14 protein-coding genes are annotated in these 12,661 nt (G+C 36.2%); 6 read left to right on the top strand and 8 right to left on the bottom strand.

What is annotated here, in order from left to right; all coding sequences use genetic code 11:
- The first annotated feature begins 104 nt into the window (after window positions 1-104).
- Window positions 105-824 (top strand): DUF6503 family protein, encoded by a 720-nt coding sequence (locus BXY75_RS03210; protein ID WP_121906251.1) that lies wholly within the window; start codon window positions 105-107, stop codon window positions 822-824.
- Between the two features lie 6 nt (window positions 825-830).
- On the opposite strand, the gene BXY75_RS03205 is transcribed toward BXY75_RS03210, so the two are convergent.
- The 5 genes from BXY75_RS03205 to BXY75_RS03185 all read right to left on the bottom strand — a co-directional run bounded on the left by BXY75_RS03205 (window position 831) and on the right by BXY75_RS03185 (window position 6,705).
- A complete protein-coding gene (locus BXY75_RS03205) occupies window positions 831-1,193 on the bottom strand; it encodes an ArsC/Spx/MgsR family protein (RefSeq protein ID WP_121906250.1) in 363 nt (120 codons plus the stop codon).
- A gap of 124 nt (window positions 1,194-1,317) precedes the next feature.
- Window positions 1,318-3,741 carry a ribonucleoside-diphosphate reductase subunit alpha gene (locus tag BXY75_RS03200; protein ID WP_121906249.1) on the bottom strand — a complete coding sequence of 808 codons (2,424 nt, stop codon included), beginning with the start codon at window positions 3,739-3,741 and terminating at the stop codon, window positions 1,318-1,320.
- A 115-nt stretch (window positions 3,742-3,856) separates the two neighbouring features.
- Window positions 3,857-4,834, bottom strand: coding sequence for a ribonucleotide-diphosphate reductase subunit beta (locus tag BXY75_RS03195; RefSeq protein WP_121906248.1), 978 nt, complete (start codon window positions 4,832-4,834; stop codon window positions 3,857-3,859).
- A gap of 455 nt (window positions 4,835-5,289) precedes the next feature.
- Window positions 5,290-5,889 (bottom strand): hypothetical protein, encoded by a 600-nt coding sequence (locus BXY75_RS03190; RefSeq protein ID WP_121906247.1) that lies wholly within the window; start codon window positions 5,887-5,889, stop codon window positions 5,290-5,292.
- A 246-nt stretch (window positions 5,890-6,135) separates the two neighbouring features.
- Complete coding sequence (locus BXY75_RS03185; RefSeq protein WP_121906593.1) at window positions 6,136-6,705, bottom strand: DUF3109 family protein; 570 nt, start codon at window positions 6,703-6,705, stop codon at window positions 6,136-6,138.
- Between the two features lie 153 nt (window positions 6,706-6,858).
- Here BXY75_RS03185 and BXY75_RS03180 point away from each other — a divergent pair, with 153 nt between their 5' ends.
- Window positions 6,859-7,440 (top strand): MarC family protein, encoded by a 582-nt coding sequence (locus tag BXY75_RS03180; RefSeq protein ID WP_121906246.1) that lies wholly within the window; start codon window positions 6,859-6,861, stop codon window positions 7,438-7,440.
- Window positions 7,441-7,451: 11 nt separating this feature from the next.
- Window positions 7,452-7,646, top strand: coding sequence for a hypothetical protein (locus BXY75_RS03175; RefSeq protein WP_121906245.1), 195 nt, complete (start codon window positions 7,452-7,454; stop codon window positions 7,644-7,646).
- A 3-nt stretch (window positions 7,647-7,649) separates the two neighbouring features.
- Here the strand turns inward: BXY75_RS03175 and BXY75_RS03170 are convergent, their stop codons facing one another.
- The 3 genes from BXY75_RS03170 to BXY75_RS03160 all read right to left on the bottom strand — a co-directional run bounded on the left by BXY75_RS03170 (window position 7,650) and on the right by BXY75_RS03160 (window position 10,455).
- A complete protein-coding gene (locus tag BXY75_RS03170; RefSeq protein WP_121906244.1) occupies window positions 7,650-9,251 on the bottom strand; it encodes a S41 family peptidase in 1,602 nt (533 codons plus the stop codon).
- A 7-nt stretch (window positions 9,252-9,258) separates the two neighbouring features.
- Window positions 9,259-9,696 carry a deoxycytidylate deaminase gene (locus tag BXY75_RS03165; protein ID WP_121906243.1) on the bottom strand — a complete coding sequence of 146 codons (438 nt, stop codon included), beginning with the start codon at window positions 9,694-9,696 and terminating at the stop codon, window positions 9,259-9,261.
- Window positions 9,697-9,876: 180 nt separating this feature from the next.
- Window positions 9,877-10,455, bottom strand: coding sequence for a HupE/UreJ family protein (locus BXY75_RS03160; protein WP_121906242.1), 579 nt, complete (start codon window positions 10,453-10,455; stop codon window positions 9,877-9,879).
- A gap of 87 nt (window positions 10,456-10,542) precedes the next feature.
- Between BXY75_RS03160 and BXY75_RS03155 the strand changes: the two genes are divergently transcribed.
- Genes BXY75_RS03155 through BXY75_RS03145 form a run of 3 tightly spaced genes read left to right on the top strand, consistent with a single transcriptional unit; the run spans window position 10,543 to window position 12,622 of the window.
- The gene (locus BXY75_RS03155) at window positions 10,543-11,220 is read left to right on the top strand and encodes a T9SS type A sorting domain-containing protein (protein ID WP_121906241.1); all 678 of its coding nucleotides are present in this window, start codon (window positions 10,543-10,545) and stop codon (window positions 11,218-11,220) included.
- A gap of 2 nt (window positions 11,221-11,222) precedes the next feature.
- Entirely contained in the window at window positions 11,223-11,930 is a 708-nt protein-coding gene (locus BXY75_RS03150; protein WP_121906240.1) for a T9SS type A sorting domain-containing protein, read from the top strand.
- A gap of 2 nt (window positions 11,931-11,932) precedes the next feature.
- Entirely contained in the window at window positions 11,933-12,622 is a 690-nt protein-coding gene (locus BXY75_RS03145) for a T9SS type A sorting domain-containing protein (RefSeq protein WP_121906239.1), read from the top strand.
- Window positions 12,623-12,661 lie beyond the last annotated feature (39 nt).

Here is a 12,661-nt window from a genome sequence, read left to right as displayed (position 1 = left end):
AGACTAAATATGTCAGTCTGAGCCTGTCGAAGACTTTTCTCGCTAGCACTTCGACCCCTGAAGTATCAGGGCAGTGTGACAAAGTAATATTAAATTCTGCCAACATGCTATTCCGTTCTCTAATCTTATCTCTTTTGCTTTTTCCGTTTGTTGTAATCTCTCAAGAACTATCGGCTAATGATTTACTCGATAAGGCCATTGCGTATCACGATCCCTTCGGAAATTGGGAAAGCTTCAGTGGAACATTATTGATTTCTTCGGAAACACCCGAAAAACCTTCAAGACTTAGTGAAGTTCAGATAGACCTTCCGAAGCAATACTTCTATATGAAGGCAGTTAGAGACACAAAAACTACAGAATATTCAATTACCGCAGACCAATGTGAAATTGCATTTAACGGTGAAACGGATCCTTCCGAAGCTATAAAAAAAGAAAACAATCTAAGCTGCGAAAGAGCTAATCTTTTTAAAAATTACTATACCTACTTATACGGTTTACCCATGAAACTTAAAGATCCGGGGACTATCATTTCAGAAAAAGTGCTTCGGAAGAAATTTAAAGGCAAAGAGTATCTGGTACTTCAAGCCGGCTACGATGAAGGGGTTGGCAACGATGTTTGGTACTTTTACTTTAATCCCGAAAACTATGCCATGGAAATTTATCAGTTTTTTAAAGGTGATCCCTCCGGAAAAGGGAAAGACGCAGGAGAATATATCCTCTTAATTGAGGAAACGGTCGTAGAAGGTATAAAAATGCCAAAAAATCGCGCCTGGTATTATAATAAAGATGATCAATACTTGGGAACCGATAGTATTAAAAATTAAAAGCCTTTAAGCAACTTTCTTATTCTCTCTCATAAAGCGAATCAAATTTACCGGCGGTCTACCTATAATGGCTTTATTTCCACTTACAATAATGGGTCGCACAATAAGATCGGGGTTATCCATCATGAGCTGAATGAGCTCCTCATCATTTAAATCAAGAGGCTCATACAAATACTTCCAAGTTCGTTGCTTTTTATTAATTAAGTCTGAAGCCTTAACTCCTAAACTTTTAATAATGAACTCGAGAATCTCTCTCGTAAATGGTTCTTTTTTGTATTCGACCTTGTTGTATTCCGCATTTGAGGCTCTTAAAATAACCAGACAGGTGACTGAAAAAACACATCCGGGGTCATGATAGATGGTAAACATAAAAGTAGGTTTTTATAAATGTACGAAATTTCTTTCTTTATGGTTTTGTCGTAGGTTTAGAAAATTCTTTCCATAAAAAAAAGGAAGACTTTCGTCTTCCTTTTTACTTTGAATTATTCCTAAATTAAGATCCACACATTAGGCAGTCATCATCCTCATCTGCGGCCTTCGATTTTGCCAGCATCTGCCTCAATTCTTGAGGTGTCATTGGCTTGTTAGAGATCGCCGATGTTGCATCGACTTCGGCCTCAGCCATAGCTGCAACCGGTTCTTTTTTAACTTCCTTTTTAAGTGTAAACTTAATTGCATCTACTGCACTCTTAGTCCGCAAGTAGTACATTCCAGTCTTTAAACCACTCTTCCAGGCATAAAAGTGCATAGAAGTAAGTTTAGCGTAGTTCGCATTCTCCATAAAAAGATTCAACGATTGCGACTGATCAATAAAGTACCCTCTTTGACGAGACATGTCGATAATATCCTTCATACTAAGTTCCCAAACCGTTTTGTACAATTCTTTCAACTCCTGAGGAATAACATCCACATTTTGTACAGATCCGTTGGCTCTCATGATCTCTTCTTTAAGATCTTCATTCCAAAGGTTTAATGCTACCAAGTCTTCAAGTAAATGCTTGTTTACAACAATAAACTCTCCCGAAAGTACTCGACGTGTATAAATATTTGAAGTATATGGTTCGAATGCTTCGTTGTTCCCTAAGATTTGAGATGTAGATGCGGTTGGCATTGGTGCCACTAACAATGAGTTACGAACTCCATTTTTCTTAATCTCTTTCCGAAGTTTAGCCCAATCCCAGCGACCACTTAATTCTTCATCTTCTATTCCCCAAAGATTGTGTTGGAACTTCCCTTCAGAAATAGGCGATCCTTTGTAAGATTGATATGGTCCATCTACTTTCGATTCTTCCATAGAGGCCGTTAAAGCAGCAAAATATAAGGTTTCAAAGATCTCCTGATTCACCTTTTTGGCTTCATCGCTCGTAAATGGCAATCGCATCATGATAAAGGCATCTGCCAATCCTTGAATTCCAAGACCTACCGGACGATGACGGAAATTTGAATTTTCAGCTTCTTTTACAGGATAATAATTACGATCGATTACTCGATTTAAGTTTTTAGTTACGCGCTTTGTTACGCGGAATAATTCTTTATGATCGAATTCCCCATTTTTAATAAACATTGGAAGCGCGATTGATGCAAGATTACAAACTGCTACCTCATCCGAAGAGGTATATTCCATAATCTCTGTACAAAGATTTGAAGAACGAATGGTTCCCAAATTCTTTTGATTACTCTTTCTATTTGCAGCATCTTTATACAACATATAAGGCGTCCCTGTCTCGATTTGAGATTCCATGATCTTCTCCCAAAGTTCACGTGCTCTTATGGTTTTACGTCCTTTATTTTCAGCTTCATACTTATGGTATAAGGCATCAAATTCATCGCCATGACACTTAAACAAACCAGGACATTCGTTAGGACACATCAAGGTCCATTCGCCATCTTCCTGAACACGTTTCATAAACAAATCCGGAATCCACATTGCATAGAACAAATCACGCGCACGCATTTCTTCTTTTCCAGTGTTCTTTTTTAAATCCAGAAAATCGAAGATATCTGCATGCCATGGCTCTACATAAATTGCAAATGATCCCTTTCTTTTTCCACCACCTTGATCTACATATCGTGCGGTATCGTTGAACACTCGAAGCATAGGTACGACTCCATTGGAGGTTCCGTTTGTACCTGAGATATATGATCCCGTTGCACGAACATTATGGATAGATAATCCAATTCCTCCAGCTGATTGTGAGATTTTTGCAGTCTGCTTCAATGTGTCGTAGATACCGTCGATACTGTCATCCTGCATAGCAAGTAGGAAACATGAAGACATTTGTGGCTTCGGTGTTCCACTATTAAACAAAGTAGGTGTCGCGTGTGTAAAGTACTTTTTAGACATTAGCTCATACGTCTCTTTCGCAGCAGCCAAATCATTTAAATGAATTCCTATAGAAACCCTCATTAACATATGTTGAGGTCTCTCAACAATATTACCGTTAAGTTTCAGTAAATATGAACGCTCCAAAGTTTTGAAACCAAAATAATCATAACCAAAATCCCTGTTGTAGATAATGGTAGAATCTAATTCTTCGGCATTATCCATGATCACCTTATAAACCTCATCGCTTAATAAAGGTGCGTCTTTTCCGGTACGAGGATTTACATACTCGTATAAATCTATCATTACTTCGGAAAAAGTTTTCTTGGTATTCTTGTGTAAGTTAGAAACGGAAATTCGTGCTGCCAATCGGGCGTAATCCGGATGAGAAGTAGTCATCGTTGCTGCAACCTCAGCGGCAAGATTATCTAGTTCACTAGTAGTAACGCCGTCATAAAGACCTTCGATAACCCGCATTGATATTTTCACAGGATCAACCAATTCGTTTAAACCATAACAGAGTTTTCGAACTCTTGCGGTGATCTTATCGAACATTATTGGTTCTTTCCGGCCGTCTCTTTTTACTACATTCATATATTTATCTTTACGAGGTTATTTTAATTTTTGAAAATAAATTCTAAGGCACAATTGCTACATTGCACGTAATCAATATTATAATAAAATCTCCTTCTGAGGATGGAAGGTTTTTTTAGAAATCTGCGTCGAAACTAATTTTGTTCGACTCTTTGTCCATATTGGTAACACCTGCTTTTTGGTACTCGGCAACTCTTTTTTCGAAGAAGTTGGTCTTTCCCTGAAGTGAAATCATATCCATGAAATCGAATGGGTTTGATGTGTTATATTCTTTTTCACATTGTAATTCAACCAATAATCGATCTGTTACAAACTCAAGATATTGGGTCATTAATTTAGAATTCATCCCAATAAGACTCGCTGGAAGCGACTCGGTAATAAATTCTCGCTCTATATCAAGTGCATCCACAATTATTTCACGAATACGCTCTTTAGGCACTTTATTTACCAAGTGGTGATTGTGAAGGTGAACGGCAAAATCGCAATGTACTCCTTCGTCACGTGATATAAGTTCATTAGAAAAAGTTAGTCCCGGCATTAGTCCGCGCTTTTTCAACCAAAAGATTGAGCAGAAAGCTCCACTAAAGAAAATACCTTCTACAGCGGCAAAAGCAATAAGACGTTCAGCAAAACTTGGACTATCAATCCATTTCAATGCCCAGTCGGCTTTCTTTTTAATAGCCGGAAAGTTGTCAAGTGCATTAAACAATTGATCTTTTTCTTTCTCGTCTTTTACGTAAGTATCGATAAGCAACGAATAAGTTTCAGAATGAATATTCTCCATCATGATTTGGAAACCATAGAAAAACTTCGCTTCACTATACTGAACTTCATTTACAAAATTCTCGGCAAGATTTTCATTTACGATTCCATCTGAAGCTGCAAAAAAGGCAAGAATGTGCTTTATGAAATAACGCTCATCGTCATTAAGCTTATTGGTCCAATCTGTAAGATCCTGGTGAAGATCGATTTCTTCAGCAGTCCAAAAACTAGCTTCAGATTTCTTGTACCATTCCCAAATATCATGATGCTTAATAGGAAATATTACGAATCTGTTCTCATTCTCTTCCAAAATTGGTTCTACTTTGCTCATTGTCCTTATGCTTTAAAATTTTATTTTATTGTCGTTACTAGGGACTAACAAATATGGAAAATAATAATAGTTATAAGTGGAAAATCTGATTTAGGTTTTCAACAAAGTTTTCAACATCATTAAATTAAAGTGTTCGCAACATTTTGTTAAACAAAACCAATAATATGCTGATTTTCAATTAATTATAACATAAAGCTTGGAGTTATAAACAATTGCAAAGTTTGTCGTTGATAAGCCTCAGATGCTTCCGTTTTACGGTGGTTAATGCCTTTTTAGAAGCCAATTTTAGCACTTAAATTTTAAACAAAATTTTAATTAAAATATATTTCCATTTGGTGTTCAAAACGCAGATTTGCATTTTTAACTTCAATTCTTCCTTCTTGCAGGCAGTCAAGAAAATAAAAAAGGAGACCATTAAAAATCGTCTCCTTTTCTAAATAAATTTTTTATTAAAATCAGCTTAGATCATCTGCATCTAAGTCATCAATTGCATCCCAGGTTTCTTCTAAAGACATATTTGTACCGGTTGCTTTTAGGTAAAACCGTTTGTCTTTCATAAATTCGATCGTACTACTATTGTTGTTCTTACGATACTCCTCGATAGCTTTGACGCCATTCTTAGTTGTAGTTCTTCTCGTTTTATACTCAGATTCTTCCTCAAATTCTTGTGTAAACATAATTCGCATTGCTGCAGTCGCCGCTGCTCCCATTTGTCCGGCGCCATCGATTACTTCAATTTTAAATTTTCTGGTTTTATCCTCATTGGCATAAACTGCCTCTGCAGATGCTATCTGAACCATTCCCATTTGTCCGGCTTTATAGCTAATACGCTTCATGCCGTCTATTTCATCTGGAAGCCATTTCTTAAGATCTTCATTGGTTAAGGGTTCTACATTTTGAAGTTCTTCAATATCATCTTGAAGATTGGTCATTTCTTTTACTGCCCTGGTAGTATTCGAAACATTTTCTTTGGCTTCTTTAATTTTTTTAGAAACCGGATTATCACATCCCAGAAGTATACTACAAGCCAGTATTGAAAGGAATAATTTTTTCATAATTTGAAAATTTAAATGGTTAATTAATTGCTAAATTAATGATTATCAACTAGTAATGCTAGAAAAATAAGCATCGAATGTAAAGTTATTCTTATCGAAGTTTGAAGTATATCATAAATGTAACAAAGCCTGTCAACTTTGTAACAAGAGAAGAAAAAGGTCGATATTTAATCCTGACCTATAATTTAATTTAGGAATTCTTCGATAGATGAAAAAACAAAGCAAAAATTATCCATTAAAATAGACTTAGTAATCGTGTTTGGCTGCCACCTTTTCCAGTTCGGCATACCAATATTCCCCAAATTTTCGGATGAGTGCGTCCTTCACAAATTTATAGACAGGCACTTTAAGTTGAGCCCCTAATGTACAGGCATCATTACAAATAGGCCATTTGTGATAATTTACAGCCGAAAACTCGCTGTAATCCTGAACTCTTACCGGGTATAAATGACAAGAAACGGGTTTTCTAAAATCTACCGCCCCCGCATTATAAGCGTCTTCAATTCCACAGCCTGCAGTGCCATTTTCAGAAAATGATACATAGGCACATTCTTTTCCGTTTACCAAGGGAGTTTCCAGCTCATCTAGAGGAGATATAATGTGAGTTCCCTGTGCTTCAATGGCCTCAATTCCTTCAGAACGGAGAAACGGCTTAAGCTTAGGATAAATTTCTTCCAAAATTATAATTTCTTCTTTTGAAAGAGGTGCGCCGGCCTCGCCTGCAATACAACACTCGCCTTTACAAGCACCTAAATTACACACAAAGTCCTTTTCTATAAGGTCTTCGGAAACGATTGTTTTTCCTAATTGAAACATGCTGCAAATATAAAATGTTTTCCGAAGCAAAACCAAGAAAGGCGCCAAATAGATCGATTTCTTTTCCGAAGTAAAAACCATAGAACTAAAACTTAATTTTTGTTTGTTTACAAGCATTAATACGTAATTTTGCAGCCTAATTTTACATGCCTTATGAATTTAAATTTTAAGGAAATCGCCACAGCAACCATGGTGCTTTTTGCCGTGATAGATATCATTGGAAGTATTCCTGTCATTCTATCGCTACGAGATAAATCGATCAATATAAGAAGTGGTCGTGCGGCTATTATTGCAGCTATTGTGATGATTGTATTCTTATTTATTGGTGAGGAAATTCTAAAACTTATTGGCATCAACGTAAACGAATTTGCAGTGGCGGGTGCCTTTATACTTTTCTTTATTGCTCTAGAAATGATTTTAGGCATCTCTCTTTTTAAACAAAGCGAAGATAGTATGGACATGGCAACCGTATTTCCAATCGCATTTCCCATTGTCGCGGGACCGGGTAGCTTAACCACATTACTGGCACTTAGAGCCGAGTACGATATTCAAAATATTATCATTGCTATTATCGTTAATATTGTGATTGTCTTTATCGTATTAAGAACATCCGGGCGTTTGCAGCGGATTTTAGGGAAGGCAGGAATTGCCATTATTGAAAAGATATTTGGAGTAATCTTACTGGCTATTGCAGTGAAACTGTTCACTTCTAACATTCAGGAACTGTTTAACTAAAGAAAACGACTATGAAAATATTTATATATATACTAATTGCACTGGCTGCTGCTCTTGCCATTTTTAATACTACAAAATTGGATTTCGATAATTTATTTGAAGGAGAAAGTTCTGTAGCCGCGATTGGAATCTTGGCTTCAGGCTGTGTTATCTTACTGCTGTTTATTTTACTCACCTCGAAGAAAATCGAGAAAAAGAAAAAATAATTCCTATTGCTCTTTCAACAACTTAGGCTTTTCCAACTCTAACACTTTTAAGATCATAGGATCATCCTGATTTAAAATGTATTCAAAAGCATTGGAACCATATAATTGTTGTCCGATGTTTGCCTTTAAAGCCTTTTTTAGTGCTTCGGAATATTTCTTAAGATCAAGGCGTGCTTCACTGAATTTTGAGTACTCTAAGAAACCGTCTACAATTTCTTTATCTACCACAAAACCATTGGCGAAGTCGGTAAAAGAAATATCATCGAACGTATGCCGGTGTTTGTCAAGGTATTCGAACACAAAATAGCTCATAAAACCACTTCTGGAAATATATTGAAGGGTCTCATTTTCTACACTGGTATCTTTAGGCACAAACACATCGGGAATTATACCACCTCCACCGTATACAACTTTTCCTTTAGGAGTGACAAATCGCAGTGAATCTGCAACCTTAATGCTATCGATACTTATCAGTTCTCCGTTTTTATATCGTTTTTCATAATCGCTATAATAGGCTTCATTTCCATTTCCGTATGGCTTCTGAATAGAGCGCCCCGTAGGAGTGTAATATCTTGCAATGGTAAGTCGAACCGCACTACCATCTCCCAGGGCCATTTCACGCTGTACCAATCCTTTTCCAAACGACCTGCGTCCTACAATGGTTCCTTTATCGTTATCCTGAAGTGCCCCGGCCACAATTTCACTGGCAGAAGCAGAATTCTCATTGATAAGAACATATAGTTTACCATTTTCAAAATCACCGCGTCGGGTGGCAAAAGATTTATTTTCATCTCCGTTCTTATTTCGAGTGATAAGGATTAATTTATCATTTTCCAGAAATTCATCTACAATACGTTCGGCAGTAGCAATATAACCTCCGGGGTTATCCCTTAAATCCAATACCAGTTTTGTAATTCCTTCATCTATAAGTTTGTCGAGCGCTTTTTCAAATTCGCTGTAGGTAGTTTCAGAAAAACGATTCACTTTTATATAACCAAGTTCTTCATTCAATTTATAAGAGGCATCTACGCTTACCAAAGGCACGCGTTTTCTTTTCACAGTAAAATCCAGCAATGCTGCTTCCCCTTTTCTGAATACCTTCAACTTAACTTTAGAGTTTATCTCACCTTTGAGGAATTCAGAGATACTATCTCTTTCGGTATCTTCACCAAACAGCTTATGGGCATCGGCAAAGAGAATACGATCTCCGCCTTTGATTCCAACTTTTTCGGCCGGGCCTCCACTAATGGAGCGAATCACGGCAATAGAATCATTATAGGGATAGAAACTTATACCAATCCCAACAAAATTGCCTCGCATATCATCGGCATTTTCTTCGTATTCGTCAACAGGAATATAAACAGAATGGGGATCGAGATTTTCAAGAATTCCATTGACAGTAACATCTACGATACTATCTGTGTTTACCTGATCAACATATTCGTAGTCGATATAATCTATAAGTCGGTTGAGTTTGTCCTTTTTCGAATTTGTAGCAAAAATTTTCTCTGTCTTATCGTTAAAATTTAACTTAGACCCAATAAAAACCCCTACTGCCGCAGCAATACCCAGTAACAACGGTAAATATTTTTTCTTAAACCCCATTCCTCTTTTATACTTCCAAATCCTCAATATACGTAATACTAACGCCTGCTTTCTTTAAAAATTTTATACCTGAATTATCCTTATACTCAACATTATACACCAGTCGTTTAATTCCGGCCTGATGGATCAACTTACTACATTGCTGGCAAGGAGACATTGTAATATACAAAGTAGCCCCATTGCAAGACTGTGTAGAGGACGCCACTTTTAAAATTGCATTTGCTTCTGCGTGCAATACATACCATTTTGTATCGCCCGAATCATCTTCACATATGTTTTCAAAACCGGTAGGTGTACCGTTGTATCCGTCGCTTATAATCATTTTATCTTTCACAATTAACGCGCCAACTTGTCTTCTTTTGCAATAAGAGAGCTTACTCCATTCTCTCGCCATTCGTAAGTATGCTATATCGTATTGGTTTTGCTTTTCGGAATTCTGATTCATTTATTCTTTAATTAATTTGAGACGAAAATAGCTATTAACACTTTAAAAGCAATTTTATCGAATGAAAGATCTTATAATTAGAAACATATATAAGTAGCGAAATTAGTTCGAAGTTACAGTTTTGCAAAATTTGTGGTGTTAACTATTTCAGAAAGCTTTTCATTTTTCTCTCTTCTGAATCTAAAAAATCCAATTATCAACCAGCATCGGAATCGCCATTCCAATAACGACTGAAGAGATGACCAACACCCAGTCTCTCTGACTAAAACGGAAAAACGTCTGACAAACATACGCTAATAAAAGTGCAATTAACACGATAATAATCTGAGCCATTTCAACTCCCAAGGCAAATTCAAATAAGGGCATGAGATTCCCTTCGGTATTAATCATTTTGTAGTAGGATGCAAATCCGAAGCCATGAATCAACCCAAAAAACAAGGTAACCAGATACAAAACGAGTTGTTTATTAGTGTTTTGGGATCTTCCAGCCGTAAACAGATTATAAATAGCAGCTACTAATATTGTAAGTGGTATTAGAAATTCTATCAACCTACCCGATACAGTTACAATTTGATAACTTGACAACACTAACGATAGCGTATGACCTAAGGTGAACAAACTAACTAATAACAATAACTTGCGCCAGGAAACAAAAGAATAGGAAGCACATAAGGCAACCAAAAATAAGATGTGATCGTAGGCATTTAGGTCGAGCACATGCTCCAGGCCTAGGGTGAAAAAGAGCCAAAAATCTGACATTGGGGATAAAATTTCGAGGTTTACCCAAAGATACACAAAGTGCTGAAAAATTTGTAACTTTAACTTATCCCTCAAATTTTTTGCGCTATGAAAAAATTATTACTCTTATCTTTTTGTGTACTTATAAGTGGTCAAAGTTTCGCTCAAGACCCTGATTTGTATCGAACATGGTATCTTTATGAAGTTCAACTTACAGACCTAGACGACCTTTATATTGTTTCTGAAATTGATCCGCCAATTACTCCCACTTTAACCATCACTGAATCCTTGTCGTTTAGTGGAACCATGGCTTGCAACACTTTTGAAGGAACCTATGCATACCAAAATTTTGAACTATCTGAGACAGGTTTAACACGAACATCAGATGATTGTGAAAATTCGACTCATGCTATGTTCGAGAATAATTACTATGATTTTTTACATTGGTATGCATTCCAAATAAACCCAGATAGTAATGGTCTGGTTTTATATTGCTCAACCCCCCTTTTTGGTCATGCAATTTTTAAAGATTATCCGCTTTCAGTTGACGCAAATTCGATAGTTAAATTTAAAATGTATCCAAACCCCGTTTCAGAAACACTTTTTATCTCTTGGGAAAACCTTCAAATTGAAAACCTAAGCGTTTATAATCTTTCCGGGCAAACTGTGCTTATAGAAAATCAAAAAGTGGAAGAACTCAATGTTTCTTCACTTTCAGCCGGATTGTATTTTATCGAAATCACTTCCGAAGCAGGGAAACAGATGCAGAAATTTGTAAAGCATTAGCCATGAAAAAATTACTACTTCTATTGATTTGTATTTTAATAAGTGTACAAACTTTTGCGCAGAATCCTGAGATATACGAGGATTGGCATCTCCACAATCTAATAATTAATGGAGAAAATCATATTCCCAATCATCTTGCACAAGCTCTTATTTGCACGTTTAGAAATGAAGTTGGAGTCGATTATTTTTATTTTCCAAATGATAATTATATTGAAGCTTTTCTAGTTGACTATGCACCTTCGAACGATACATTTATATTACTATTCTACATTGCTTATCAACTTGGCATTTGTTCCAATCAAGCTTGTTTAGATTTTTTCGTTATTTATAGTCCCTTTTATTATTCATATGCCGAAACAGAAATGAACTACGAAATTATCCACAATTCTAATGACTCCAAAACTTTAATCGTGACGAACATTGATGGGGATCAAGCGATTTATAATACAGAACCTCTCGTTTTATCTATTGATGAAAATTCGCTTGTAACCTTTATTGTTTTTCCAAACCCCGTTTCAGAAACCCTCTTTATAACTTCGGAAAACCTTCCCATTGAAAACCTGACCGTTTATAATCTTTCCGGGCAAACTGTGCTTATAGAAAATCAAAAAGTGGAAGAACTCAATGTTTCTTCACTTTCGGCAGGCTTATACTTTATCGAAATCACTTCCGAAGTAGGGAAACAGATTCAAAAATTTGTAAAGCATTAGCCATGAAAAAAATAGTCCTTGTTTCTATTCTTTTATTGGCCAACTTAGCGTTTGCGCAAGAAATATTGGACGATTGGACAATTAGTAAAGTTGTTATTGATGGAACTGAATATCAAGCGCCAAATAACAATGAAACCTCTAATTTTATACTCCTTATTTATTGGGATTGGGACGTTTATGTATTTTATAATCATCATTGTGGTAATATATCACAGTCGGCACATTGGTTCACTGATGACACGATTTTTTTGTATGGTTTAGAATATTATCCTTCCAATTGCTCTAACAATGAAAACAACATTTTTAGTGATCAACATTTCGGAATTTACCTTGATGATGTAGACAAAGCTTATTCTTATGAAGTTTCAACCACAACCAGTGGTGATCGACAATTAACAATCATAAACGATTTTGGTAGCCAAGCTATTTATTTAGCTCCTGCTTTAGGCTTACAGGAAAATAACAGAGTAAGTTTTACAATCTTTCCTAATCCAGTTGCAGAAACCCTTTTTGTAACTTCGGAAAACCTTCCCATTGAAAACCTGACCGTTTATAATCTGTCGGGACAAGCGGTACTTTCAGAAAATGAAAACGTGAAAGAACTCAATGTTTCTTCACTTCCAGCTGGATTATACTTTATCGAAATCACTTCCGAAGCAAGGAAACAGATTCAGAAGTTTGTAAAGCAATAGTCATCATCAAAAAATGGCTTCTATACTACATTTCCTTTA

The sequence above is a fragment of the Ulvibacter antarcticus genome (assembly GCF_003688405.1).
Taxonomy (GTDB): Bacteria; Bacteroidota; Bacteroidia; order Flavobacteriales; family Flavobacteriaceae; genus Ulvibacter; species Ulvibacter antarcticus.
This window is presented reverse-complemented; position numbering and strand designations above follow the sequence as displayed.

Excerpts from the sequence above, each read along its gene's own strand:
- BXY75_RS03210 (WP_121906251.1), top strand. The coding sequence starts at position 105 with ATGCTATTCCGTTCTCTAATCTTATCTCTTTTGCTTTTTCCGTTTGTT.
- BXY75_RS03205 (WP_121906250.1), bottom strand. The coding sequence starts at position 1,193 with ATGTTTACCATCTATCATGACCCCGGATGTGTTTTTTCAGTCACCTGT.
- BXY75_RS03200 (WP_121906249.1), bottom strand. The coding sequence starts at position 3,741 with ATGAATGTAGTAAAAAGAGACGGCCGGAAAGAACCAATAATGTTCGAT.
- BXY75_RS03195 (WP_121906248.1), bottom strand. The coding sequence starts at position 4,834 with ATGAGCAAAGTAGAACCAATTTTGGAAGAGAATGAGAACAGATTCGTA.
- BXY75_RS03190 (WP_121906247.1), bottom strand. The coding sequence starts at position 5,889 with ATGAAAAAATTATTCCTTTCAATACTGGCTTGTAGTATACTTCTGGGA.
- BXY75_RS03185 (WP_121906593.1), bottom strand. The coding sequence starts at position 6,705 with ATGTTTCAATTAGGAAAAACAATCGTTTCCGAAGACCTTATAGAAAAG.
- BXY75_RS03180 (WP_121906246.1), top strand. The coding sequence starts at position 6,859 with ATGAATTTAAATTTTAAGGAAATCGCCACAGCAACCATGGTGCTTTTT.
- BXY75_RS03175 (WP_121906245.1), top strand. The coding sequence starts at position 7,452 with ATGAAAATATTTATATATATACTAATTGCACTGGCTGCTGCTCTTGCC.
- BXY75_RS03170 (WP_121906244.1), bottom strand. The coding sequence starts at position 9,251 with ATGGGGTTTAAGAAAAAATATTTACCGTTGTTACTGGGTATTGCTGCG.
- BXY75_RS03165 (WP_121906243.1), bottom strand. The coding sequence starts at position 9,696 with ATGAATCAGAATTCCGAAAAGCAAAACCAATACGATATAGCATACTTA.
- BXY75_RS03160 (WP_121906242.1), bottom strand. The coding sequence starts at position 10,455 with ATGTCAGATTTTTGGCTCTTTTTCACCCTAGGCCTGGAGCATGTGCTC.
- BXY75_RS03155 (WP_121906241.1), top strand. The coding sequence starts at position 10,543 with ATGAAAAAATTATTACTCTTATCTTTTTGTGTACTTATAAGTGGTCAA.
- BXY75_RS03150 (WP_121906240.1), top strand. The coding sequence starts at position 11,223 with ATGAAAAAATTACTACTTCTATTGATTTGTATTTTAATAAGTGTACAA.
- BXY75_RS03145 (WP_121906239.1), top strand. The coding sequence starts at position 11,933 with ATGAAAAAAATAGTCCTTGTTTCTATTCTTTTATTGGCCAACTTAGCG.